The sequence below is a fragment of the Candidatus Thiodiazotropha sp. AKIB8 genome, assembly GCF_058244675.1.
In genome coordinates this window covers 83,628-108,028 of the sequence record NZ_JBSYOO010000041.1, presented here as the reverse complement: position 1 = coordinate 108,028, position 24,401 = coordinate 83,628, and the positions used below count along the sequence as shown (strand labels likewise).

Sequence of the window (24,401 nt, the reverse complement as noted above, 5' to 3'; positions counted from 1 at the left end):
CAGTATATATATATATGGGTTCGATCTCTTGTTTATACTCGATGGGAGAATAGTAATCTAAAAAACGGATTACTTTGCTGCAGATGATCGCCCATGAGTTGTTAAGAGTTACCTATGGCACTGAATGGATTCAACGGATATGTACTGTAAGCCATATGCAATGGGGTTGGTGACTGGTGGTTAAAACACGATGCGGGGTATTGGCTGGAATCAGTTCGCAATCACCACGATGCAGGTTGAGGAGCGCGCCGTTCATCTCGAGTTTTGCACTGCCCTGGAGGATGGTTATCCATTCATCATGAGACTGTTGGGTGATTTCGGTGATGGTGTCGGGCGGGCTTAAGATGCGTTCAATAGTGATATTCTTCTGTTGCAACAAGGTTTCCAGCGTTTCGTTTTCTCCATCAGCTATATCTGGTTTAAACAGATTCTTATCTGACATGGCTTGCTTTACCTGTGTTGTGTGTTGATCGTTTGGGGTACTAACCAGGCCATAGATATTAATACACTCAGCCGTCGTGTGTTCGCTTACGGACTGCCGTTAAATATCATAAGGATAGGGGCATCTTCAATGTTCATTAACCTGATTGTTTGAACATAGATTGCCGGACAGGCCTCCACTATCGCACGAATTGGTGTTCAATTGTAGATGGTTAGAAATAATCCCTAGTGTACCTCGTCATAGATTCTGTACCATTCAGCGAGTCTGGAAGGGGTTAGCCAAAAGGCATGCCTCGCAGGGAATGGCCCCTCCTTGACGAGGTACACTAGTGAACACTATTTGAAGTCCGTTGCAGATTGATCAGATTCTGCATCTCATCAAGCAGCTCGGTGGTGACAATACCATCTTTTTGCATCGTCTTCAGGGTTGAGTTTGCATGTATTTCCCAAGCCTCTTGCTGTTGTGTAGAGGGGCTTACGAACTCTATCCCCTGCTTTTTGAGTGCGGATAATGCGGCAATATTATCGGCACGGTTTTGTCTGTTCAGATTGACAAAGGTTGAACTCAAAGTCTGTTTGACCAACTCCTGGTCAGCAGCGCTGAGTTTACTGAAAGCCTTCTCTTTGATGACAAGAGTGGCATATAGATAGGCAAGAGGCACCTGAGTCAGGTAATTCACCCTGGTGTGCCATTGTAAGGCGATGGCGCCTATTGGTGCGCTGGCAATGGTGTCTATCAACCCAGTCTGTAATCCGGTGAGGACATCTGTCAGGGGCAGAGGAATGGGGGATATGCCCAGTTGACCAAAGATTTTTGCATTGACCTGGTCTCCTTCCGGGATCCAGATTTTCAAACCCTTCATATTGTCTGTGGTCTTGACTGGAGAGTTTGAAAGTAAGTATGCAAAGCCTCCCTCGCTGAGACCGAAACTTATGAAGCCCTCTTTTTTCAATCCATCAATAATCTGCTTGTCCATGACCTGGCGAACGGCATCCACTTCTTCCAGGTTTCGAAATTGAAAGGGGAGTGTATAGATCTGGGCATCAGGGTAAATTGTGCTCAATCCACCACCAGTTATTGCGCCACCTTGCAACTGTCCGACGCGTATTTTTCGTAACACGCTGTTGTCATTGCCCATGACGCCACCTGGGTAGAAGCGGATCTTCACCCGACCTTCTGTCTTTTCATGAATCTGCTTGGCAGCCGAGCGCATCTGCTTCATCCAACTGGTACCGTCTGGTGCCAGAGTGGCAATTTTCAAGGTGGTTTTCGCATAACCCACGGGCGTAAGCAGAAGTGTCATGACTAAAACAGCCAACAAACGGAACATGTTATCTAATCCTCGATGGTGGTATGTAGACCTGTGTGGTGTGCCATCTGAACGTTACACCACACCAGGTGATCCAAATTACTCTAGAGTTAATACGTTTGATTGAATCAATCGGACGCAAAAATTGCATATCTACGGAAATTACATGGGCGGGGCTCAGTACCCAGCAATTTATCCCTCGGATAGCAAATCGGGTGGTTGATACGATTTTGGGGGGTAATGGCAGTTTTCCGGTAGAAGTCGGTTAGTTCCCGTTAACCTATTATAAAAACTCAGTTGTTACAAGTGGTTGCGGTTTGGTTAATATTAAAAATAGTCATCCTGTATCAATAATTTAGCTTGCTGTTGGGCAATGATGTTGCTGAGGGTAAAGCCCTCAGTTACTGGATCGGCCTGCAACACTTCATTCAGTAGCCTATCGTGTAGTGTTTTATCAAAAACCAGGCGTGCATAGTGTCGAGCGTATTCCAGTTTGGCCATCAGATCCCGGTTATCTGAATAGTTGATGGCAGACTCAAAATGTTGTTTTCCGAGTTCAGGTTTGCCACCCAGTGCTGGGGGTATCTGGCTGCGAATCACAGCTAAGTAGAGCTGTGCACGGCCTTTCTCATAGCCAGGATCCTGGTTGACTACCTGGAGCAGCAGTGCTTCAGCTTTAGCCAGGTCTGCAACTGCATTCCAATCGTCACTGTGAGCCTGAATCCATCCTGCCCAGCTGGAACCATAGATGTAGAGACCGCTGAGTTCCTGATCTTTTGCCTGTTCCAGAGCTGCGGAAAACTGTTCAAAAGGCTGGTCTGCTTTTTCACAAATGGCTTGCTGCTCCTGGCAGTAGGCCTGGGTTGCATAGTCCATGGCTTTTTGGGTGAGATTTTTGCGGCGCTCCGGGTCGCTGACCAGCCCCCCCGCATAGGCCCCATACAGTTTAGCTCCGGCATAGAGTAGATCACGGTCATCGGGACTCTCAGCAATAAATGAATCGATTAATAAGAGATAGGCAGGAGCGCCATAGCGGACGATTTCCGGGTCCGTCTGGTTAAGCATGGCGTTGGACAGGTTGGCAGCCAGTCTGCTGGTTGAGAGTGAAGAGCAACCACTATCAAATAGGAGTGCTGCGCCACAAAACAGTGAGATGATAAAAAGGCGATGATAGTTTTTTTTCATCCGCCAATTGTGACAGGTTTCAGCGATGTTTTCTGCCGACTTGTTCCATATGATGTAGCCAGCTGGAGAACAGGTTGCCAACAGAACCACTACCCGATCGGCGGCCTTTGAATGTATGGAAACAGCCTTCATCCTCATCATCTAAGCGGGCAGCTCCGATGTTGAGACAGAGATAGATAACAAACAGGTCGAGTATCAGCAGCGCAACTACGATTGGCACATGGATAACCGCATCGGTTTTCATCCAGCTGATGAGGTCTGCATAGTTACTGATCACCAGATAGAGGGTACCGAACAGAAGTGCTACCGCCAGCAGGGAAAAAAAATCAGCAAAATACTCATTTTTTCGGGAGTACCCTTTCAGGCTTTTACAGAAAGACATGGGTTAATCCCCCGCTATTTGTAGTAGTTATCAGTATGAGACTAGTATTCAACTCAGATAATCTCAAGAAATAATCCTCTCTGATCGGTTTTTACCGTCATCTTGGAGTGTGTATAGTACTTCTGGTTAGTACGAATCAGAAGTACTGCTTAAAGTCCCGCGATATGCTTGGTAATTCCGTTTGGAATTACTGTAAGTGTTTGCCATGCAACAAAAAATACATAAGGGGGTATGGGGTGGATTCAATACAAAAACTGATCGAAGGTCTGAACGGCATTGTCTGGGGGCCGGTGATGCTGATCCTGATCCTCGGTACAGGCCTGTTCCTGATGTTCGGTTTGAAGCTGATGCCTCTGGCTCGTCTCAAGTATGGATTTAAAATGCTCTGGGCCGGACGAAAGCAGCAGGGTGCTGGTGAAATCAGCCCTTTTAACGCCCTTATGACATCCCTTTCTGCGACGATCGGAACCGGCAATATTGCGGGTGTGGCAACCGCCATTGCTCTGGGTGGTCCCGGGGCCCTGTTCTGGATGTGGTGTACCGCGTTGGTCGGTATGGCGACAAAATATGCAGAGGCTGTGCTGGCTGTGCGTTATCGGGAAGTGGATGAAAATGGTAACCACGTGGGTGGCCCGATGTATTACATCAAGAATGGTCTTGGCAGCAAGTGGACATGGTTGGGTACCCTGTTTGCCATATTTGGTGCACTGGCCGGTTTTGGAATCGGTAATACAGTGCAGGCCAATTCGGTAGCCCAGGCACTATTGAAAAATGAGGATCTTCTTATTGCGCCAGTTGTTACCGGTGTTGTGATGGCTGTTTTGGCTGCGCTTGTGTTGATCGGGGGTATCCGGCGGATTGCTGAAGTTGCCGGTAAGCTGGTTCCAATTATGGCAATTGCCTATTTGTTGGGCGGTGGCGTGATTCTGCTTCTCAACATCACAGAGATCCCTGCAGCGATAGCGGAGATAGTGAAGTATGCTTTTACACCGACAGCGGCAACAGGTGGATTTGCCGGTGCGGCAGTATGGGCGGCGATTCGATTTGGTGTGGCCCGGGGGGTCTTTTCCAATGAGGCGGGTCTTGGCAGTGCGCCTATTGCCCACGCCGCTGCAGCAACTGACAATCCAGTACGTCAGGGTACCGTCGCCATGTTGGGAACCTTTATCGATACCTTGATCGTATGTTCCGTTACCGGCCTGGCGATAGTGGTCACTGGGGTCTGGACGAGTGGTGAAACCGGTGCAGCGCTCTCTTCCAGTGCCTTTGAAATGGCACTACCCGGCTATGGTGGCATGATCGTCAGTATCGGATTGGCTGTTTTTGCCTTCACCACAATTTTGGGTTGGAGTGTCTACAGCGAACGTTGTGTTGAGTACCTGTTTGGTATCAAAGCCATTACCCCGTTTCGTGTGCTTTGGATCATCATGATTCCAGTCGGCGCTATGGCTCAGGATCAACTCAACTTTGTCTGGCTAATTGCAGATACACTGAATGCGCTTATGGCGATTCCAAATCTTGTTGCGTTGCTGATGCTCAGTCCTGTGGTGTTTAAATTGACCAAGGACTACTTTGCTGAAAGTGGGGGTTGATTTCGCCCTGTTTCTAAAAGTACCCCTTTGGATCTGAAGAGATTGAGTATTATCATATATTAATATATTAATTTTGCTAGCATCCCCTGTCCTTTAATCAACCAGCCTGAAAGGGGTTGTCACATGCTCAGCAGTAACGAGTCTTCTTTTAATCCAAACTATTTTCTCTCCGCACTTGGTGCGGGGGGATTAACTATCTCCTTTTTTCTCTATCCGATGTTCATGCTGCCTCATCCGCAGACACCGATGGTCGCATTTGATGCTATTCAGGGTGTGCTGATGGGGGCGAATCCTTTGGCTGCACTGTTGCTGGCCTTGGATCTGCTGGCTGTAGTCGGATTTGCATTTGCCCATTTTCATCTGTTGGCAAAAAGCCTGATTGCATTCAGGCGTTTTCGGCGCACTTCAGCCTATGAAGCACTACGCAAAGGTAACAGTGAAGTTTCGCTGATGGCGATACCATTGACTATCAGTATGAGTATGAATGTAGTGTTTGTTCTCGGCTCACTTTTCATACCTGGGTTATGGCAGGTGATTGAGTGGATTTTCCCCTTCGCTCTGGCTGCCTTTATCGCTATTGGTATCTATGCTCTGCGGCTCTATGGCAGCTATTTTGTGCGTCTGTTGATCAAAGGGGATTTCGATTTTGACAGCAACAATAATCTGAGCCAGCTAATGGCGATCTTTGCTTTTGCGATGATTGCAACCGGTCTTGCCGGCCCTGGTGCAATGAGTCACACCCAGGCGATTAATGTAATCGGTATTTTCGGTTCCATCTTTTTTCTCTCTTTGTCTATTTTGTTGGCAGTTGTGAAATTGGTGTTGGGAACGAAATCGATGCTGCGTCATGGCATTGCCAGGAAGTCGAGTTATACCCTTTGGATTCTGTTGCCGATTCTTACCCTGATTGGTATCAGTACGATCCGAATTATTATGGGGCTGCATCACGGTCTTGATGCGCCTCTTTCTCACCCTGCTCTTTTCGTCTTTACCTCGGTCATTTTGTCACTTGAGATCATGGTAGGTTTACTGGGGTATAAGGTGATGAAACAGTTAGGATATTTTGACGACTATCTTCGCGGTGATAAGCGGGATGCAAGCAGTTTTGCGCTGGTTTGTCCCGGTGTGGCATTTTTTGTCTTCGGCCTCTTTTTTATTACCTTCGGTCTTGTGAAAAATGGTCTGGTTACGCCGATGTCACCGCTCTATTTTCTGATACTGGCACCTTTTATCTGGATCCAGGTCAAGACAGTGACTCTCTTTCTGAAGTTGAACTGTCAGGTTATGGGGTATGGGTTTTGCCGCATTGGGCATCAAGTAAAAGCCTGATCTGTACTGTTTCCGGCGAAGGCATTCGCCGGAAAACATCTTTATGATGTTTTAACATTTTGTGACTGCATGAAGTTCTGGTTAGGCGTAGTAGTCTTCAGTAAGGTCTTCTGCAGTCGCAAAATGTTGTCGGAGATAGAGAATAATATCGTCGGATTCATAGAGCCATTCGCTCTTATCCTGATGTTGGATTCTCAGGCATGGGGTCTGCATTTTTCCTCCCCCCTGGCGTAGCTCGTTAGCATAAGCTGTTGCGTTTACAGCATCACGCTGTTCAATTTTCAGATTCAGTTTGTGAATGACTCTGCTTACTTTGGTGCAGTAGGGGCAAAACGGAAAAATGTAGAGTGTGAGGCTGCCACTCTCTTTGTCGACTTGATCTTGTCTGGCTGGAGATCTTTTTATCGGTTTAGTAATGAGTCTCGATAGCCAGTGGAACATTGCTCCTTATCCCTTTTTTGATCCGCCAAGGCACTCTGGTGAGTTGGGCACTGTACCGCCATGATTGAACCAATCTTCAGGTGTTAGGGTATGTAGTGCCAGTGCATGCACACCCCCTTCACTCAACTCTTCAGCAAGCACTTTGTTTACACGGCGGTGACGCTGAATCAGTTTTTCCCCATCGAAGGCTTCACTGACCAGGACAACTTTAAAATGCGATTCAGCACCTTTGGGAACGCTATGGTTGTGGCTCTCATCGATCACTTCCAAATGGAGTGGAGAGAAGTTTTCCTGCAACTTTTTTTCAATGATTTGCTGCGTAGTTATCATTTGGGTACCTGTTGATGTCAGTGTAATTAATTGCGGAGTTTCAGGGTTTGATCAGCTTATTGCCTCATAGTTTCAGGGCCTCCCGGACAAAGGGTATCGTCAGTTTACGCTGAGCCGCAAGAGAGGCTTGATCCAGACGGTCGATAAGTATCGTCAGGAAGTGGATGTCCCGGGGGGTTCTCTGAAGTAGGAATCTCGCGGTATCGACACTCATCGACATGCCTCGAGATTCCGCACTGCTGAGCAGAAGTTCCAGGCGCTCTTCATCATTCAATGGAAACAGGTGATAACAAGGGCCCCAGGTCAGCCGGGAGGCCAGGTCAGGTAGTTGTAAGGCCAGTTGTCCTGGAGGGCGGTCACAAGCAATGATCAAATGAGCATGATGCTCTCTCAACTGATTAAAGAGGTTGAATATCGCCACTTCCCACGCTCTGTCTCCTGCAAGCACCTGTAGATCGTCGAGGCAGACCAGGGAGAAGCTCTCAAGTCCTTCCAGCATGGCTGGCTGCAGGCCATGCTCAGACTTGAATGGGAGATAGGCAGGTTGTTGACCATTCGCTTGGGATTGCTGGCAGGCCGCTTGGAGCAGGTGGCTTTTACCGCAACCTGAATCACCCCAAAGATAGATATAGGGGTCGGTTTCGGTGCGCAAACGCGAGACTGCCTCGCCATTTCGGCCTATGACGAAGTGCCTGAAATCGACTCTGGGTCTAATGCTCAAGCCAAGAGGGAGTTGTGTGGGCATAGTCGTTTGACAGGGGTTAGCTTTGTAGTTGCAAGGCAGTTTCGGCCATACGTTTACCCTGGGTGATGCAGATGCGCTTCTCCTCTTCAGTGATGGGAAGTTTGCTCTCTTTTCCGGCCAAATGGCTGGCCCCATAGGGTGTGCCACCACTCTGGGTATGCAGCAGGGCTGTCTCACTGTAAGGAATGCCGACCAGTATCATGCCATGGTGCAGCAATGGCAGCATCATCGATAACAATGTGCTCTCCTGGCCACCATGAAGGCTGGAGGTGGAGGTAAACACTGAGGCAGGTTTTCCAATCATTGCGCCATTCATCCACAGCGGACTGGTCGAATCGAGGCAATACTTCATCGAGGCAGCCATATTGCCGAAGCGGGTCGGGCTGCCGAGAATCAATCCGTCACAATCGCGAAAATCAGATTCTGTTATGTAGGGTGCACCACTTTCAGGGATAGTCTCTTTAGTCGCCTCACACACTGTTGATACCTCTGGTACAGTCCGGAGTTTTGCCTGAGCACCAGCTACCTCTTCCACGCCACGGGCTATAATACGGGCCATTTCAGCTGTGGCACCGTGACGGCTATAGTATAAAATCAGGATTTCTGCCATTGGTTTACTTCCGGGTTAGAGGGTATCGCACTTTAAATCAGTTCCAGTACCTTTTCAGGCGGTCGGCCGATTGCTGCCTTGCCATCTTTTATCACGATCGGCCGTTCAATCAACTTTGGGTGAGCAATCATCGCATCGATCAGCTGTTTTCGGGTCAGGCTTGCATCATCGAGATGATTTTCCTTATATTCTGACTCCTTTTTACGCATCAAATCACGAGGTTCCAGGCCGAGCATGTTGAGGATCTTTTCCAGGGTTTTCTTGTCCGGTGGGGTTTTCAGATACTCGACAATATCGGGTTCTAACCCTTGTTCTTGCAGTAGCTGCAGGGTCTGCCTGGATTTGCTGCAGCGTGGGTTATGATAGATCTCAATGCTCATTGTAAGTTATACCTCTTAATGGTTGATGGACATTGTATCCATATGAGATTGACTGCTCCACACTAGGATAGACATCTTGACACCAAGTTACACTCAGAAGGGAAACCGGTGATGAATCTGCAGGGTCTTAATCATAGGTTGTTGTCATATTTACAGCATCTACGTTCGTTTTTCGGATTGCTGATACACCATTTCGTGGCTGATGGTGGGGTACAGCATGTTGCTGCCTTGACCTACACCACACTACTCTCCCTGGTGCCGCTGATGACTGTGGTACTGGCCCTGTTCTCAGTCTTCCCGGCTTCTGAACGGATGTCAGAACAGATTGAGGATTTTCTATTTCAGAACTTTGTACCGGCAGCGGGTGAAGCCGTGCAGCAACATCTGAAGAATTTCAGCCAAAAAGCGGCGCAGCTTACCGGGGTGGGGTTTGTGTTTCTGATTCTGGTCGCTTTACTGTTAATGAGCAATATCGATAAGGCATTCAATACCATCTGGCATGTTAGGAAAAGCCGATCACCATTGGCAAAATTTACAGTTTATTGGGCGATTCTCTCTCTTGGTCCCATACTGATCGTGGTGAGTGTGGGCGTGACTTCCTACCTGGTGTCGATTCCTCTGATCGAGCAGGCACAGGCGGTAGTAATGGTACGTTCCAAGTTGCTAAGTATCATGCCTGTAGCAATTTCAGCCTTAGCATTCAGTATGTTGTATGCACTGGTGCCGAATCGTTCAGTACCTATGCGCCATGCACTACTGGGTGGTCTGCTTGCGGCTTTGCTGTTTGAGTTATCGAAACGGGGTTTTGCCCTCTATGTAACCACCTTTCCAACCTATGAAGCGATCTATGGCGCATTGGCTGTTGTGCCTATCTTTCTGATCTGGATCTATCTCTCCTGGCTGGTAACCATGCTAGGGGCTGAGTTTACCTACTGTCTGGGTATCTATCGGCAAGATTGGAGGGCCCACTACCATCAGCGGGGAGGGGTATTTCTTCTGGCGCTGCGACTGCTAGCTCAGCTTAGGAGCTCCCAGCATCAAGGTGTTTCAATGACCACTCGTCAGCTGCTGATGCAGATTCCTGCTGCCACGGAAGAGCAGATCGATGAAACATTGAATAAACTATACAGTGCCCACCTGGTACTAAAAGCGGATGAAAAAGGGTGGGCATTGGCACGAGATCTTAGGCAGGTGAAGCTGAGTGATCTATACCACTCATCGGCTTATGTATTGCCAGAGAGTGGGCAAATGGTGGGTATGCCTGATGCCCTCAGGGATCTAATAGAGGGGGTGAATTTAACGATAGTTCAGACCATGGACAGGTCACTTGAAGAGCTGCTGAACGAACCGGTAGTAGAGAGTGGTGAACAGGAACCGCTTAAACACTTTTGACCCGAAAGCGCTCGAAATGGGCTGTTGTTTCCAGTTGTTGTAGTGGACTGATGCTGGGTGAAGGAATCATCTCTTCAATCCTGTACTCCTGCCCAATCACAAAAAAGTGCTTAGGTACAATCAGTGAACTGCGATTGTTGTGCCCTTGGTCGATAAATATACCCGCATGATCCGGGTTGGGTGACTCTTCTGTCTGGGGTTGAGCAAGACGAATTGTGATGGGGGCAATTTTACCAAGAACAAATTGTACACCTATTTCAAGCTGGTTATTCGCGCTGTTCATAGCGCGCTTGACTACACCCAGTTTCCAGTCGCTGCCGTGGCGTTTCTCATGGTTTGATATCAGTATCAATTCACCAATAAGCTGGCCGGTGAAAATCTGACGTGGGATACATAAAGCGACTCCCGATCGGCTTTGATTACTGCGCAAAGCAAGAATTTGCTCATCAGCGACAGAGCTTGAGGCGCCAGCTATTCCCACTGACTGAGTCATGGTGATCTCTTGTTCGTCACTTTCAACAGAGCCGCTCTGGTTTGTTAGATAATTGTGTACTTTTTGCACGCCTACCCACATCATCACCTGTCCTGAAGTGTTGTGACGTTCACTATCGCGTTTTAGACGTATATGCCAGGTTTTCAACATTCTCGCGAAGAGATTTTTTACTTCCCTGGTCGTCAACTGATTCAGACTACTCGGTTTGCTCTGTTCTGATTGCTCCAGGCTGCGTAACTGTTGATGTAAGCTCTTGCTGACAGGGCTGAGGTCAAACAGAGAGAAGCGGGATAGTGTCAGATTTTCGAGACACTCTTCATGAAAAAGATAGGGTGGCACTTCCCCCAGGCGATCGATAATGTAGCGCCCGGTTGTCTCATCATCTGCTGTGGGTGTGGATATACGGGCTTCACTGGCGATTGAGTTCAAAAAGTCGAAGCATAGCCACGGCTCGCCCTCTTGCAAGTGGCAGGGGTCAAGAAGCAGCAGTAACATATAGCGGTTGAATTGGTGGGCGATAGTGGCCTGATGCGGTTCGGGCTGATCACTATCCTCCATCTCAACAAACTGGAGATTTTGCTCGCAGGCAAATGTCATCAAACGAGACAATTGGCGGTAGGAAGAGACTGAACGGCAGTCAAACTCTTCGCAGGCAAGAAGATAATCGAGAATGAAATATTTAGTCGCGTAATAGAGTGCATGGCCGAGTCGGGCAATTACCTTCTTATTTGGCTTGCAGGCAATGCACTCATTTGCAATATGGCAATAGCCATAGCCCATCTCCAGCATCACACGACGAATATCGCTGATCGGACCTTGATGCTTTCTTTGTTCCAGACCATGAAGAAGACGCATGGCTGGTGTGACATAGATCTGCATCAAATCTTCACGTTTCTTGACCTGACCCGGAAAACGGTTCAGACGCCCAAGACTGGTAATTACGTTTTCGGCGAGTTGCTGGGGGTTGGCAAAGGGCAGGGCAGTAGCCCACAGACCCAGTTGCTGAGGATCAGTCTCGACCAGGGGATTCTCGAAAGGATCAGCTTGTGGCACAAAGAACAGAGGTTGTTTGTTGGTGGGTGCTTTGTTGGTAAAAAAGTCAAACATAGATATTTTCTGTTCAGTCCGTTTCTTTATATTTTGGCGTCCATAAACAAACTATACCATTTATTAGGTTAGCTTAAGCGGTGATATTAACCCAATCATTCAATGCCTAAATTGAGTAAGATCTGTTGGTTGTGTGGTAGAAACTGACTTAGCGTACAAATGCTAGACTCATGCACGATACAGAAGAATTACCAAGTATGGAATATTACTATATTTTAATGGGTTAATATTGAGGTTTCATGAGAGTCTATCTCCCCTCTCCAAGGCGATTTTCAGTCATGACCAGCGAGTTTGACCACAAATAGGAAATTCCTAATTAAGGTTTTCCTTAGGGCCGATTCGATTAGTGTTAGCAGGCCCTAATTGCACTTATCGGAATTTAGCCTGAGAATGGAGGTCTGAAACTTCGGCCATCCAGAAGATTATCGATTCAACGGAGATATTTATGCAGTGCAACAGTCCCCTAAGCCGTATCCTCTTTTTCTGTGGATTGTGGCTGTTTGTTCTCCCGGCAATGGCTGAAGCGGTGGATTTCGAGCTTCCAGGGCTTGATGGCAAGAACTATCGTCTTTCTGACTATCGGGGAAAATGGGTGTTGGTCAACTACTGGGCCACTTGGTGTCCACCGTGCCGGGAAGAGTTACCTGAGCTGGAAGTGTTCCATTCCAATCACAAAGACAAGGATGCTGTGGTATTAGGTATTGCGATGGAGCGAATTGATCCACCTCGCCTCAAGAGTTTTGTTGATGAGCAGTTTCTGAGTTATCCAATTTTATTGACAAAGCCAGCGGCTCGAACCGAATTGGGTCGGGTACCTGGACTACCAACCTCTTTTCTGGTCAACCCTGAGGGTGAGCTTGTTGCCCGTCAGGTGGGCCCTGTTACCTTGGAAGACCTTGAGTCTTTCATAAATGAAGAGAGCAATACAAAGGAAGAGACCGAGTGAGGAGGCAATAATGAAAAAATCCATACTCTTCCTGATCCTGGCCAGCCTCTTTTTTGGCGATGCAAACTCTGCTACACGTGATCCTGTGAACTATTTTTTTGATCAGTCACTGGGTGATTTCAGTGAGGAACTGACAGTGGCCAGGGAAGAGGGGAAAAAAGGGGTTTTGATCATGTTTGAAATGGATGAGTGTCCCTTTTGTCATCGGATGAAGAGCAGAGTGCTCAATCAAGTGGAGGTTCAGGACTATTTCAAAGCACATTTCCAGATATATACCGTAGATATTGAGGGGGATGTGGAGATTGCCGATTTCAAAGGGCAACTCATGAAGGAGAAGGATTTCGCCTTTAAGCAGTTCAAGGTGCGCGCAACCCCTGTTTTCGGCTTTTTCGATCTGGATGGTAATTTAATTACCCGTTTTACAGGAGCCGCCAATAGCGCCGAAGAGTTTATGTGGCTCGGTGAATTTGTGGTGGATGAGCACTATAAATCGACAAATTTTTCGCGTTATAAACGGGCTAAAAAAAAGGAACTTAGGACGCAGTGACGAGCATTATAAATATAATCTCCCGGGGTCGCCTGCTGCTGATCTTCTTTTTCATACCATTGGATATTGTTGCACTGGAACCGCTGCCAACCCCGCTCTCTCTGGAATATGCCCTGAGTCTGGCTGATGATGGGCATCCTGAACGGGTTTTGGCAGATGCCGCCTTGGCCCAGTCAGAAGCAGAAAAACTAGAGGCTGATGCAGGAGATGATTTACGCATCGATGTGAGTGCGGAGTTACGCGCTATTGAGCCTTCAGAAATTGCCATATATCAGACCCATAATGACAGTCTGGCCAGACTCAGGATAAGCAAGCAACTCTATGATTTTGGTCGTACCTCTCATGCACTTGAGGCGGCAGACGCTAACTTGGAGTCCCGTCGTTGGCAGCTTGTAGAGGTTCGTCAACAACGCAGATTGGATGTGATGGCCCGATTCTTTAATGTTCTTTTGGCAGATTTAGAGAATGCCAGAGATAATGAGGCCCTCTCGATTGACTACATTCGTTTCGATCGTGCCCGCACCAAGAATGAAATGGGTAAAGTGTCTGACGTAGATATGCTGGAACTGGAGAGCCTCTATCAGCAATCCCGACGCAAGCTGAGAGTCAGCCAGAATCGCCAGCGCATTACCCGCTCCCAGTTGGCAAACAGCCTGAACCGTCCACTCGATCTCCCTGCTGACTTGGAAATACCAAGCTTTGAGCCATTGGCTAAGATGGCTGGAGTGGAGGAGTTAGTGGCACGTGCCATCACGGGTAATCCTGGACTCAGGAAACTGAGGGCTGAGCTGCAAGCGGCACAAAAACAGTTACAGGCAAGTGAATCAGAAGCGAATCCAGTAATTAGCGCTCAACTTGAGGCGGCTACCTATGAGCGGGAGCTTGGGGGACGCAACCCTCTGACAGCAGCTCTGGTGTTTGAACTGCCACTCTATCAAGGTAGTCGGGTCGATGCGGTAAAGGCAAAGCAGCGCGCTTTGATACAACAGAAGCAGGCTGAATTGGCTTCCTATGAGCTTGTTCTCAGGCAGCAGATTCTCGATTATTGGATGGAACTCGACCAATTGCGTATAGAGTCTGAAGAGATTGGTGTAACAGGTGATTTTCGAGATCTCTATCTGGATCGAAGTCGAACACTGTATGACTTGGATCTCTCCTCAGATCTGGGTGATTCCATGACCCAGATCGCAGCAATTCAGTATCAGAGTGCCAAGAATAGCTATCAAATCCAGTTGGTATTGGCTCATCTCAAGGCCTTGACTGGTGGATTGCTGGATCAAGAGGAGAGTGCAGCGGTGCCTTAGGGCCTATTCGATTAGTGTTAACAGGCCCTAGGCCTTTTCATGCCTCGCTGCAGGCAGAATCACCATGGCTGAAAGTAAACTATTTGGTCGCCGGGTCAATAGAAAGTACGATGAGCCACTATCACGAACTTCATGTGGTTTCGTCCGAGTACAAAATAGAACCGAGTAGCGCGGTTGATAATATTAAATAGAAAAGGGGGATAGTGATGAGGGTGCTGATGATTTTCTGTTTACTGATCAGTGGGCAGTCGATGGCTCAGGATTTTGAGGCAGTGACAGATTGGTATCAACGGGTTGAGTTGAGTACCTTTGTGGACGGCATGGTAAGTCGTGTGAATGGGAATGAGGGAGAGGCTGTCAGCCGGGGAACCATTTTAATAGAGCTCGACCAACGAGCCTATAAAAGTGAACTCGCTGCGGCAGAGTCTCGTTTCGAAGCCACGGTTCAGCAAAATGCTGAAGCAAAAAGAGAGTTGGATCGTGCACTTGAGTTATATGACCGCACCCTGTTATCAGATCATGAACGTAAGCAGGCAGAGATAGAGGCAGCCATGTCGGATGCTGCTTACCGGGAGGCGGATGCGCAGTTGATGAAGATACGCTTGCAACGTGAGTACAGTAAGATCACAGCGCCATTCGATGGTGTTGTAGAGAGAGTATATGTCCAGCCAGGACAAGCAGTTGTGAATCGGGATAAGGCGGTACCATTGCTCCTTTTTTGCGATACCACCCGGATGAAAGCAGTGACTGATATAGATGCCCGAGGCGCTGATAAGCTGAAGAGTGGTACTGCCGTGCAGATTGGCGTGAGGGGGAGCTGGTTGAAAGGAGAGATATCCCGGCTCGGTTTAGAGCCTGTTTCAGAAGATGCAAATGGTGCGCGCTACCCATTGGAGGCGACTTTTCAAGTCCCTGAGTCAACATTGATCAGAGCAGGGGAGAAGGCAGTATTGAGGATTGCGGATGAATGATCGGAGTGAAACCGTACCTGTCTGTGTACGCTGTTATGTTGGTGGGCAGGTTCAAGGGGTTTTTTACCGTGCTTCAGCAAGACATGTTGCTCAGGGTCTAGGCATCAAAGGCTACGCCAAAAACCTGAGTGATGGTCGAGTCGAGGTAGTCGCCTGTGGTGCAGTGGAGGCGATTGACGAACTCAGGAATTGGCTCCGCAAAGGTCCGGCGGATGCGCGAGTCTCTGGGGTCTCCTGCGAGGTCATTGATCAACAGTTATTCAGTGATTTTTCCATTGGCTGAGTGACACTCTGGGCTATCCCAATTTGGTTTTCGCTATAACGTTTGGTTCAGCGAGCCCCAACCCATGTAGCCGGGACTGATTTATTATTTAAAAACCACCCAAGCAATCTATACCTGGCAGTTGCTGTCGCGCCTATTGAGAGTATCCCGGTTGATCGAGTGGCCTGAACTTCATCGTCGGTTCAAGCTGTTCGGTTGCTTCGTTATATGGGGTGTAGCTGGCCGAGGCACCCTCTGAACTGCTCTGGTAAGCAGGTGGCTGTTGAATACCTTGTGGAGAGGTGGGGCTGTTGTAGTATGCCGATGGTGTCTGGGGTGCGGATGTTGGGGCCTGTTGGTAGGGCGTGTTGAGAGTTTGTGCGGAATTCTGCGCTGCGGCTTGTTGCTCAATGGGGCGAAAGCGGAATTGCTCTTGTGGCGCAGATCCGTATTGCTTTGTCGACCCCGTTGCCGGCGCTGGTTGATATCTTGGGGAGGCCTGCTCTCTATAGCTTGGAGTTGGCAATGGCTGTTGAACGGGTTGTTGGTACCCTGGGTTGGCAGGATACTGGGCAGCAGGTGTGTTATAGCTCGCAGGTGGTTGTGCATATCCACCTGGATATGGTTGCCCCTGAGGATAGCCTGGATATGCCTGAGGTCCATAGTAGGGGGTGTTGTTGTAATTGTTATAACCACCCCGATCCCTGTCGTAACCACCAAACATGTTGCGCATGGGATTCATCATGCCACCCATCATGTTGTTCGGATTGACATTGAAGTGTCTACCAGTCTGCTGGTCTTCGGCTGATAATTCCGAAGCACCCAATACTAATAGGGTAAAAACCGTAAGCCATTTCAAGCGTGTCATTATGTGATACCTCTGATGGGGTGGTCGTTTTCTACTCTTGCGGGTATTTATTTGTTGTCGAAATTTTATACCGCAACTCTCTATTACGGAGATAATACACTAAGCCGTATTGTGATAAACCCAGGACAGCACTTTGTCTTTGCTTACCAGGAGAGTGCCCGATGAGGCTTCCGCCATTAACAAATGGTCATATCATCAAACGCTACAAGCGCTTTTTAGCAGATGTTGAGCTGTCTGATGGAGAGATTCTGACTGTGCACTGCCCGAATACGGGGAGTATGTCCGGGTGCTGGGAGCCTGGGGCTCCGGTACAAATCAGCTTTAATGATAATCCACGCAGGAAGCTCCCATGGACTCTGGAGCGGGTTGATATGGGGCAGGGTTGGGTTGGTGTCCACACTGGACGAACCAATCCTGTGGTGGAAGAGGCGCTCAAGGCGGGGCTTATTAAATCTGTTGCAGACTACCAGGTGGTCAAAAGGGAGGTGCCCTACGAGAGTCATGGAGAGCGATCCAGGTTTGACTTTATGCTGCCTGGAGATGGCAAAGCTGATGTCTGGATTGAAGTTAAAAACGTAACCCTGTGGCAAGGCGAGGGTCTTGGTTTTCCTGATGCAGTAACCCTGCGTGGACGTAAGCACCTGGAGCAGCTGGCTGAGTTATCAGGGTCTGGTAGCAGAGGGGTGATGATATATGCCCTCAATCGTCCTGAAGGTAACTACTTCTCGCCAGCAGATAAGATTGATCCGGAATATGGTAAAACCTTGCGTAGGGTGGTCGAGAAATCCGGGGTAGAAGTGGTTGCGCTAAGAATCAAGCACACTAAACAGGCCATGAAGGTGGCAGAGCCGGTTGCTGTCAAACTTGACTGATTATTCAGTAGCCGATGGAAGCCAGATCAAGTCCTGAAGGGATCTCAGGAAGAGCACTGATACCGCTTAGGATTTCACCATTCGGTTGCAGACTCAACCAGCGATAGCCTGGCGGCGTTGCGTCGATGGCAAAATCGTCCTCACCGGCGGAAAATTGTACACAGGTGGAGGGGCTGCCGAGGATTTTAAGACCCTTATGAGTGGCCTCGAAGGTCTGGTGGATATGTCCGCAGAGTACGCCTTTTACCTGGGGGTTGCTCAGTATCAGATCGAAAAAGGGTTTCGATCTCTCCAGTACCATCGTATCCATCCAGCGGCTGCCTACAGGCAGTGGGTGGTGATGCATGCTGATCAGGGTGTGTCTCTCCGGATGTGACTCCAGTAACTGTTTCAGTAATACCAGCTCAGATTCACTGATGGCACCGCCATCACTGCCCGGAATGGTGGAATCAAGGAATATCAAAGACCACTCTTTAGCCTGTACACTGGATATGCAGTGTACGTTCTCCTGGTTGAGTATCTGCTTCATTTTTGCCGGCTGATCATGATTGCCGGGCAGACAGTAGGTTGGGATTTCAGTCAGTTTTAATCTACCGAGCAGGCGCTTATAGCCACTGTCAGAGGCATCATGCACCAGGTCACCCGTGGCCAATATGATATCCGGTCTGCCAGCTTCCTGTAGCGCCTGACCCAATACCTGATCGAATGTCTCTAGGGTGTTGATACCCAATAGACAGCGTGACGGGTCCGCATAGAGATGGCTATCCGTGATTTGCAGTACCTTTAATCCATCATCAGGCAGCTGCCTGAAAATTTCTGGCTTGTGGTCGGGATGGCTACTCATAGAGCGGTTCATCTTTCTGTTTTTAAAGCTGACGAGCAATTTGAATCTCCAGGCCCCAGCAGGATCATCGTTATATTGTCATAATATTAGAACAGGAATGGCCAAAGCAAAAACCGATTTTTTGCTTCAATGTCCTAAACTTAGGAATTATTCCATAATCAGCTTCCATTTTTGCTGAAGCGTTAACATTTTTACATCTATTAATTTTTTCTATAGCCTCGTCTACAATATATATCATGACACTGAATGAACTTAGATACATCGTTGCTGTAGCCCAAAAACGACACTTTGGCCATGCCGCCGAAGCCTGCTATGTCAGCCAGCCAACACTGAGTGTTGCGGTGAAAAAGCTTGAAGAGGAGCTTGGGGTAGGTCTGTTTGAGCGGGGCCAGGGAGAGGTCAGTCTGACATCGGCGGGTGAGCGTATAGTGGCTCAGGCGCAAAGGGTGCTGGAAGAGGCAGGGACAATTCGTCAACTTGCCAGCCAGAGTGTGGATCAGCTGGTAGGCCCCTTGAATGTCGGGGCTATCTATACTGTAGGCCCCTATCTTTTTCCCTATCTGATTCCGACATTGAGTGCTCGGGCTAGTGGTATGAGTCTGATAATCAAAGAGAATTTCACAGCGAATCTGACTGAGCAATTGAAGCAGGGGGAGTTGGACGTGGTGATTGTCTCCCTGCCTTATGATGAACCGGGAATTGCCACAAGGCCTCTATACGAAGAGTCTCTATCCGTTCTGATGCGGGTAAATCACCCACTGGCAGCCTGTGAGGCAATTACTACTGAACAGCTGGAAAAGGAAGATGTGTTGCTATTGGGTGAAGGGCACTGTTTCCGAGAGCAGGTGAAAATGATCTGTCCGAGGTGTTTAAAGACCGCAAACAGTGAAGGAACTCTTCAAAAGAGTCTGGAAGGGGGGTCTCTTGAGACCATTCGCTATATGGTAGCCAGCGGCATCGGTATTTCCATTCTTCCCGATTCTGCCATTGGTGGGGAGTATCTCCCTTGGGATCAACTGACGACCCGTCCATTGGCGCAGGAGTCGCCAAAACGCTGTATTGCCATGGCCTGGCGCAAAAGTTTTCCCCGCCCACAGGCGGTAGAGCTACTTGGTGAATCGATCAGGGCAAGCAAGCTGCGTGGTGTAACTCTGGTGGAAGGCGTTCCTAAAATCGGGTTGGCGGTAGTCTGATCACTACTGCTGTTCAGATGACCCTGTCGTTTCCGCCGTCGATGGGTATCTGTGCACCAGTGGTTTTACTGAAACGCTGGTCACACAGTTCTGCTGTCAGTTCCGCAACATCATGACTGGTGATTTCACACCGCAAAAGATTGCGTTTCTTATACTCCTCCACTGAGAGGTCGTAATGCCTGGCCCGGGTTTCCAGCACTTGGGTTGTCCAGATGCCCGTATCGAAAACCGCATCAGGGTGCAGGCTGTTGATGCGAATGTTGTCGTTTGACCACTCCAGTGCAACGATTCGTGCCAACTGATTGAGTGCTGCCTTGGATGCGGAGTAGGCGGCCGCACCCTGACCAGGGGCGGGCACGTTTTTAGAGCCGATGACCACCACCCGGCCCCCTCTGGCCGCTAATTTCAGATAGGGGTGAGACTCTCGCAATAGAGCCAGATTGGCATCAAGGTTAACCTGCATCACCTGTCGCCAGACAGCATCATCAAGAGAGGCTACGGTACAGCCCGAGGGAAAAATGCCGGCATTGAGCACTAAAATGTCCAAACCGCCAAAGCGTAAGCAGGTTTCAAACAGCGCCTGTTTCAAGGCCAGTGTATCTGTAACATCACACTGAATACCTAAATAGTCCTGATCGGGGAATTGCTGGGTGATTGCCGGGTTACGGTCGAGACCGACAACAGCAGCGCCCCGTTGCAACATTGAATTGACGCTGGCTTTGCCGATACCGGAAGCTGCTCCGGTAATCAGAGCTACCTCGCCCTGAAACGCTGGGCTATTTCCATTTTTTCTCAGTTTGGCCTGCTCCAACTCCCAATACTCGACATCAAAGATCTCCTGGCTGGAGAGCGCCTGCCACTGATCCAGCATCTCTGCGCGCTGAATTATACCCATGGTGTGGCGGTAGATATCTGCGACGATGTTCGCCTGTCGCCCGCTTTTTCCAATGCTGAGCATGCCAAGATCTGGATCGAGCACCACCCTGGGAGCGGGGTCCAACATCTCGACCGGGGTACGAGCATTGAGGGCGTGCATTTCGAAATAGCGTTGATACTCGCCGACATATTCAATGACTTCAGTGCCAATCATCGGTTTCTGTTTAGTGCGAAGTACATGGTCGGGTGTGGCCGGGCCCTGTAGCGCAATCTCTTGCAGATCCTGGCGTTGACAGAATGCGAGTTCGAATGGGCTGCGGTTACTCTGCACAACCATTGGGCAACCGGCTACATCAGATATCTCTTTGCGTAAACTGGCCAGGGTCAGGGGGGCCACATCCCGCTCTTGACTCTGTTCGCTGATCTCCCAGGCGCTGTTTTGCTTGAGATACTGTTCAGCCTCATCCACCAGTTGAATCATGCGTTGATAAGATTGCTGGGCATCATCACCAAAGGTAAAGAGACCGTGGTTCAACAACACCATGCCCAGTGTCTCGGCGTGGGCCTGTTTGGGAAAGTGTTGTGCTACGGTGCGCGCCAGATCGAATCCAGGCATCACATAGGGAATCACTACCACACGATGTTTGTAGAGTTCCCGTATCCGCTGTTCACCCTGAGGTGTATTCGTCAGGGTAATGATCGCGTCGGCGTGGGTATGGTCGACATACTTGTAGGGCAGCAGGGCATGCAGGATTGCCTCTACCGAAGGCGTGGGTGCGCTGGCTCTGGTCTGGTGAGTCTTCAGCTGGTTGACCATCTCACTGTCACTCAGGGAGTCAAGTTCCGCCAAGCGCAGGAGATGTTTCATTCGGACCGGGGTGTAACCAGGCTCTTCAATGGTCGCAAGATCCCATCCACTCCCTTTTACATAGAGTATCTCTTCATCTTCACCGAAGAGATCCTGTTCGAGAATCTTCACGGAGGTATTGCCGCCACCATGTAGAACCAGAGCTGGGTCAGAGCCGAGCAAGCGGGAGCTATAGACTCTAAGGGCTAATTCATTTTGGCATAAACCGGCTTCAGCTTGATTCCAGAGACTTTTCATAATCTGCCTCTCCCGGCTTTTTGATTCTGGTGTAACGGATAGCGGGTTACTCTTCCCTTAGAAATTGTCAGTGGAGGTAAACAGGCCAACCCTGAGGTCTTTGGCTGTGTAGATCTCCCGGCCATCAACTTTCATGACGCCGTCGGCAACACCCAGTACCAGTTTGCGGGTGATTACCCGTTTAACATCGATGTGATAGGTGACGGTTTTTGCTGTTGGCAGTACTTGACCGGTGAATTTGACTTCACCCACGCCAAGGGCGCGACCATGTCCAGGGTTACCAATCCAGGCCAGAAAGAATCCCACCAGCTGCCACATGGCATCCAGACCCAGGCAGCCGGGCATCACGGGGTCTCCAGGAAAGTGGCAATCGAAAAACCATAGATCCGGATTGATATCCAGTTCAGCGAGGATCTCTCCCTTGCCGAAAGCGCCCCCCTCATCCGCAATCTTTTTGACGCGGTCCATCATCAGCATGTTAGGGGTGGGCAGTTGTGCATTGCCCGGGCCAAACATTTCACCACTGCCGCAAAGTAATAGCTCGTCGCGGGTAAAAGAACTCTGCTTGGTCATTACGCTCATGCCTCTTAGCTTGCTGTCCACCCAACTGGGGCGGAAAAACCCCGTAGTGTCCTAGCACTGATGGGGGTGTGTCAAATCAAGTGATGATATTTGCTGTTTAATTCATGGACTTTATTAGTAAGCGTTCTTCACTGGCAGGTCTCTGCAGAGACCCGCCAGTAAGGTCTACGCAAGTTGTACGCTAATCCGATCAACGATTTCGGAGATCGGTATGAACTGGTTTTCCGACTCGCTGCGAGCACGATATTCAACCTGATCCTTATCGAGGGATTTATCACCAACAACGATGCGATGGGGGATGCCGATCAGCTCCATATCGGCAAACATGAAACCGGGTCTGACATCCCGGTCATCCAGCAAGACCTCAATGCCTGCTGCAGTCAGATCGGCATAGAGTTTTTCCACCGCTTCTCTGACCCGTTCGGATTTGTTCATTTTCATCGGACAGATGGCCACTTGAAAGGGGGCCAGGGCGTCTGGCCAGATGATGCCACGGTCATCATGATGCTGCTCAATAGCGGCAGCTACAACCCGTGTGACACCGATACCATAACAACCCATGGTCATTACGACAGCCTTGCCGTTTTCGTCCAATACTGTTGCATTCAGTGCTTCGCTGTACTTCTTGCCCAACTGGAAGATGTGACCTACTTCGATACCCCGGGCAATGGTTAGGGTTCCTTTGCCGTCGGGGCTGGGGTCTCCCTCCTGAACATTACGCAGATCGGCAACGATCTCTGGCTCATCCAGATCCCTGCCCCAATTGATGGCAAAAAGATGTTTGCCCTCCTGGTTCGCACCAGCGCTGAAGTCACTCATCTGCGCCACGCTACGGTCAGCAATATAAGGTATAGGGAGGTTTACAGGGCCCAAAGAGCCAGGGCCTGCACCGATAGTAGCGCGAATCTCCTCTTCTGTGGCAAAGCAGAAAGGAGTGGCTACCTCGGGTAACTTTTCAGCTTTGATCTCGTTGAGATCATGGTCACCTCGCAGCAGAAGCGCGATCAGTGGTGTGTCAGAATCTTCCGAAGCTTTTACTACCAGAGTCTTAACTGTCTGCTCAATAGGCTGTTCAAACTGCTCCACCAACTCCTGGATTGTTTTTGCGTTTGGGGTATCAACCAGGGTCATCTCCTTAGTCGCAGCAGTACGTTTCTGCTCGGGAGAGATAGCTTCTGCGAGTTCGATATTGGCGGCATAGTCGCTACCATTTGAAAAGGCAATTGCATCCTCGCCTGATGCAGCCAACACATGAAATTCATGAGAAGCGCTGCCGCCGATGCTTCCCGTGTCGGCTGCCACAGGGCGGAAATCCAATCCACACCGGGAAAAGATGCGTGAGTAGGTCTCATGCATCCGCAGATAGGTATCCTGTAGAGAGTCTTGGTTCAGATGGAAGGAGTAGGCATCCTTCATGAGAAATTCCCGTGCACGCATGACACCAAAACGGGGTCTGACCTCATCACGGAATTTTGTCTGTATCTGATAGAAATTGACCGGAAGCTGTTTATAACTGCGTAACTCATTCCGTGCCAGATCAGTGATGATCTCTTCGTGAGTCGGGCCGTAGCAGAACTCCCGCTGGTGACGGTCACGAAGCCGCAGCAGTTCCGGCCCGTACTGCTCCCAACGACCTGACTCCTGCCATAGTTCCGAAGGCTGAACCGTAGGCATCAACACCTCCAGTGCACCCGCCTGGTTCATCTCGTCACGCACAATCTGTTCAACTTTGCGCAAAACCTTGAGTCCCAGGGGCAACCAGGTATAGAGGCCCGAGGCCAGTTTTCGAATCAGACCAGCTCTCAACATCAGTTGATGACTGGCAATCTCGGCATCAGCCGGGGTCTCCTTGACGGTGTGGAGTGGGAACTGGGAAGTACGCATGAGTAGAGATCAGCCTTAGTATAAAAAGCATGATTCTATCCCGCATTGGCGGATGGGTCACGAAGGATATTTAATGATGTGGTGGAAATGTGGGATTTGAAACGTGTAGCTGAGGTAACGAAAATGGTGATTGTACTGTGCTTAAACAGTAGATAGCACTCCCCGCTGATGCATTGAACTGTAATTTTTCTACAAAATGTAGCCATTCTGTATGAAGTATCTTTGGTTTTCCTCAACTAGAAGCGAATGGAAGACTGGAGAGCATAAGATGGTTAGTAGTTTTAACGCAGTTATATGAAGAGTACTGGTATTGGTTCTCGCCAATAATTCTATTAATTCTTCCTGCGCTGATTCAGAGAAGATATCCAGATGTTTTCTAAGCAATAAAATATTTAAAGAATTAAAGCAAG

General features: G+C 49.1%; 25 protein-coding genes. 10 read left to right on the top strand and 15 right to left on the bottom strand.

The features are described from left to right. Positions 1-130: 130 nt before the first annotated feature. The 4 genes from AC4IFB_RS14290 to AC4IFB_RS14275 all read right to left on the bottom strand — a co-directional run bounded on the left by AC4IFB_RS14290 (position 131) and on the right by AC4IFB_RS14275 (position 3,318). Positions 131-442 (bottom strand): cupin domain-containing protein, encoded by a 312-nt coding sequence (locus tag AC4IFB_RS14290; RefSeq protein ID WP_490780515.1) that lies wholly within the window; start codon positions 440-442, stop codon positions 131-133. A gap of 325 nt (positions 443-767) precedes the next feature. Next, positions 768-1,772 carry a TRAP transporter substrate-binding protein gene (locus AC4IFB_RS14285; protein WP_490777531.1) on the bottom strand — a complete coding sequence of 335 codons (1,005 nt, stop codon included), beginning with the start codon at positions 1,770-1,772 and terminating at the stop codon, positions 768-770. Positions 1,773-2,078: 306 nt separating this feature from the next. After that, on the bottom strand, positions 2,079-2,936 hold the full coding sequence (locus AC4IFB_RS14280) for a TRAP transporter TatT component family protein (protein WP_490780514.1): 858 nt from the start codon (positions 2,934-2,936) through the stop codon (positions 2,079-2,081). A 19-nt stretch (positions 2,937-2,955) separates the two neighbouring features. Then, positions 2,956-3,318 carry a cell division protein BolA gene (locus AC4IFB_RS14275; RefSeq protein WP_490777529.1) on the bottom strand — a complete coding sequence of 121 codons (363 nt, stop codon included), beginning with the start codon at positions 3,316-3,318 and terminating at the stop codon, positions 2,956-2,958. Positions 3,319-3,554: 236 nt separating this feature from the next. On the opposite strand from AC4IFB_RS14275, the gene AC4IFB_RS14270 reads away from it, so the two are divergent. Together AC4IFB_RS14270 and AC4IFB_RS14265 are read left to right on the top strand one after the other, a co-directional pair. Further along, a complete protein-coding gene (locus AC4IFB_RS14270; RefSeq protein ID WP_490780513.1) occupies positions 3,555-4,910 on the top strand; it encodes an alanine/glycine:cation symporter family protein in 1,356 nt (451 codons plus the stop codon). 123 nt (positions 4,911-5,033) lie between these two features. Further along, complete coding sequence (locus AC4IFB_RS14265) at positions 5,034-6,239, top strand: TsoY family (seleno)protein (protein WP_490780512.1); 1,206 nt, start codon at positions 5,034-5,036, stop codon at positions 6,237-6,239. A gap of 81 nt (positions 6,240-6,320) precedes the next feature. Here the strand turns inward: AC4IFB_RS14265 and AC4IFB_RS14260 are convergent, their stop codons facing one another. From AC4IFB_RS14260 to arsC, 5 genes are all read right to left on the bottom strand, one after another. Beyond that, positions 6,321-6,680: a glutaredoxin family protein gene (locus tag AC4IFB_RS14260; RefSeq protein WP_490780511.1), complete on the bottom strand. Its 360-nt coding sequence runs from the start codon at positions 6,678-6,680 to the stop codon at positions 6,321-6,323. Between the two features lie 6 nt (positions 6,681-6,686). Next, a complete protein-coding gene (locus tag AC4IFB_RS14255) occupies positions 6,687-7,007 on the bottom strand; it encodes a BolA family protein (protein ID WP_490777572.1) in 321 nt (106 codons plus the stop codon). Between the two features lie 67 nt (positions 7,008-7,074). Continuing rightward, positions 7,075-7,755, bottom strand: a complete 681-nt coding sequence (hda, locus tag AC4IFB_RS14250; RefSeq protein WP_490780510.1) for a DnaA regulatory inactivator Hda — start codon at positions 7,753-7,755, stop codon at positions 7,075-7,077. A gap of 16 nt (positions 7,756-7,771) precedes the next feature. Beyond that, on the bottom strand, positions 7,772-8,365 hold the full coding sequence (wrbA, locus tag AC4IFB_RS14245; RefSeq protein WP_490777524.1) for an NAD(P)H:quinone oxidoreductase: 594 nt from the start codon (positions 8,363-8,365) through the stop codon (positions 7,772-7,774). Positions 8,366-8,397: 32 nt separating this feature from the next. After that, a complete protein-coding gene (gene arsC / locus AC4IFB_RS14240) occupies positions 8,398-8,745 on the bottom strand; it encodes an arsenate reductase (glutaredoxin) (RefSeq protein ID WP_490777523.1) in 348 nt (115 codons plus the stop codon). A 111-nt stretch (positions 8,746-8,856) separates the two neighbouring features. On the opposite strand from arsC, the gene AC4IFB_RS14235 reads away from it, so the two are divergent. Beyond that, positions 8,857-10,137, top strand: coding sequence for a virulence factor BrkB family protein (locus AC4IFB_RS14235; RefSeq protein WP_490780509.1), 1,281 nt, complete (start codon positions 8,857-8,859; stop codon positions 10,135-10,137). On the opposite strand, the gene AC4IFB_RS14230 is transcribed toward AC4IFB_RS14235, so the two are convergent. Then, complete coding sequence (locus AC4IFB_RS14230; RefSeq protein WP_490780508.1) at positions 10,124-11,737, bottom strand: cyclic-di-GMP receptor FimW-related protein; 1,614 nt, start codon at positions 11,735-11,737, stop codon at positions 10,124-10,126. The genes AC4IFB_RS14235 and AC4IFB_RS14230 overlap by 14 nt on opposite strands. 445 nt (positions 11,738-12,182) lie before the next feature. On the opposite strand from AC4IFB_RS14230, the gene AC4IFB_RS14225 reads away from it, so the two are divergent. From AC4IFB_RS14225 to AC4IFB_RS14205, 5 genes are all read left to right on the top strand, one after another. Beyond that, positions 12,183-12,683 carry a peroxiredoxin family protein gene (locus AC4IFB_RS14225; protein ID WP_490777520.1) on the top strand — a complete coding sequence of 167 codons (501 nt, stop codon included), beginning with the start codon at positions 12,183-12,185 and terminating at the stop codon, positions 12,681-12,683. Between the two features lie 7 nt (positions 12,684-12,690). Continuing rightward, a complete protein-coding gene (locus AC4IFB_RS14220) occupies positions 12,691-13,230 on the top strand; it encodes a thioredoxin family protein (RefSeq protein WP_490777571.1) in 540 nt (179 codons plus the stop codon). Further along, complete coding sequence (locus tag AC4IFB_RS14215; RefSeq protein ID WP_490780507.1) at positions 13,227-14,534, top strand: TolC family protein; 1,308 nt, start codon at positions 13,227-13,229, stop codon at positions 14,532-14,534. Before AC4IFB_RS14220 ends, AC4IFB_RS14215 begins: the two co-directional genes overlap by 4 nt. Before the next feature lie 218 nt (positions 14,535-14,752). After that, complete coding sequence (locus tag AC4IFB_RS14210; RefSeq protein WP_490780506.1) at positions 14,753-15,505, top strand: efflux RND transporter periplasmic adaptor subunit; 753 nt, start codon at positions 14,753-14,755, stop codon at positions 15,503-15,505. Then, complete coding sequence (locus AC4IFB_RS14205; RefSeq protein ID WP_490777517.1) at positions 15,498-15,788, top strand: acylphosphatase; 291 nt, start codon at positions 15,498-15,500, stop codon at positions 15,786-15,788. The genes AC4IFB_RS14210 and AC4IFB_RS14205 overlap by 8 nt, the downstream gene beginning before the upstream one ends. A gap of 133 nt (positions 15,789-15,921) precedes the next feature. Here AC4IFB_RS14205 and AC4IFB_RS14200 read toward each other — a convergent pair whose 3' ends face one another. After that, positions 15,922-16,635, bottom strand: coding sequence for a hypothetical protein (locus AC4IFB_RS14200; protein ID WP_490780505.1), 714 nt, complete (start codon positions 16,633-16,635; stop codon positions 15,922-15,924). 161 nt (positions 16,636-16,796) lie between these two features. On the opposite strand from AC4IFB_RS14200, the gene sfsA reads away from it, so the two are divergent. Then, positions 16,797-17,507, top strand: coding sequence for a DNA/RNA nuclease SfsA (sfsA, locus tag AC4IFB_RS14195; RefSeq protein WP_490780504.1), 711 nt, complete (start codon positions 16,797-16,799; stop codon positions 17,505-17,507). 4 nt (positions 17,508-17,511) lie between these two features. On the opposite strand, the gene cpdA is transcribed toward sfsA, so the two are convergent. Continuing rightward, complete coding sequence (cpdA, locus tag AC4IFB_RS14190) at positions 17,512-18,351, bottom strand: 3',5'-cyclic-AMP phosphodiesterase (RefSeq protein ID WP_490780503.1); 840 nt, start codon at positions 18,349-18,351, stop codon at positions 17,512-17,514. Positions 18,352-18,587: 236 nt separating this feature from the next. Between cpdA and AC4IFB_RS14185 the strand changes: the two genes are divergently transcribed. Beyond that, the gene (locus AC4IFB_RS14185) at positions 18,588-19,544 is read left to right on the top strand and encodes a hydrogen peroxide-inducible genes activator (protein WP_490780502.1); all 957 of its coding nucleotides are present in this window, start codon (positions 18,588-18,590) and stop codon (positions 19,542-19,544) included. Positions 19,545-19,557: 13 nt separating this feature from the next. Here AC4IFB_RS14185 and AC4IFB_RS14180 read toward each other — a convergent pair whose 3' ends face one another. From AC4IFB_RS14180 to AC4IFB_RS14170, 3 genes are all read right to left on the bottom strand, one after another. Next, positions 19,558-21,525 (bottom strand): bifunctional aldolase/short-chain dehydrogenase, encoded by a 1,968-nt coding sequence (locus AC4IFB_RS14180; protein ID WP_490780501.1) that lies wholly within the window; start codon positions 21,523-21,525, stop codon positions 19,558-19,560. 57 nt (positions 21,526-21,582) lie between these two features. Beyond that, a complete protein-coding gene (gene fabA, locus AC4IFB_RS14175; RefSeq protein WP_490777511.1) occupies positions 21,583-22,098 on the bottom strand; it encodes a 3-hydroxyacyl-[acyl-carrier-protein] dehydratase FabA in 516 nt (171 codons plus the stop codon). 174 nt (positions 22,099-22,272) lie between these two features. Continuing rightward, positions 22,273-23,991 (bottom strand): proline--tRNA ligase, encoded by a 1,719-nt coding sequence (locus AC4IFB_RS14170; RefSeq protein ID WP_490777510.1) that lies wholly within the window; start codon positions 23,989-23,991, stop codon positions 22,273-22,275. Positions 23,992-24,401: the final 410 nt, after the last annotated feature.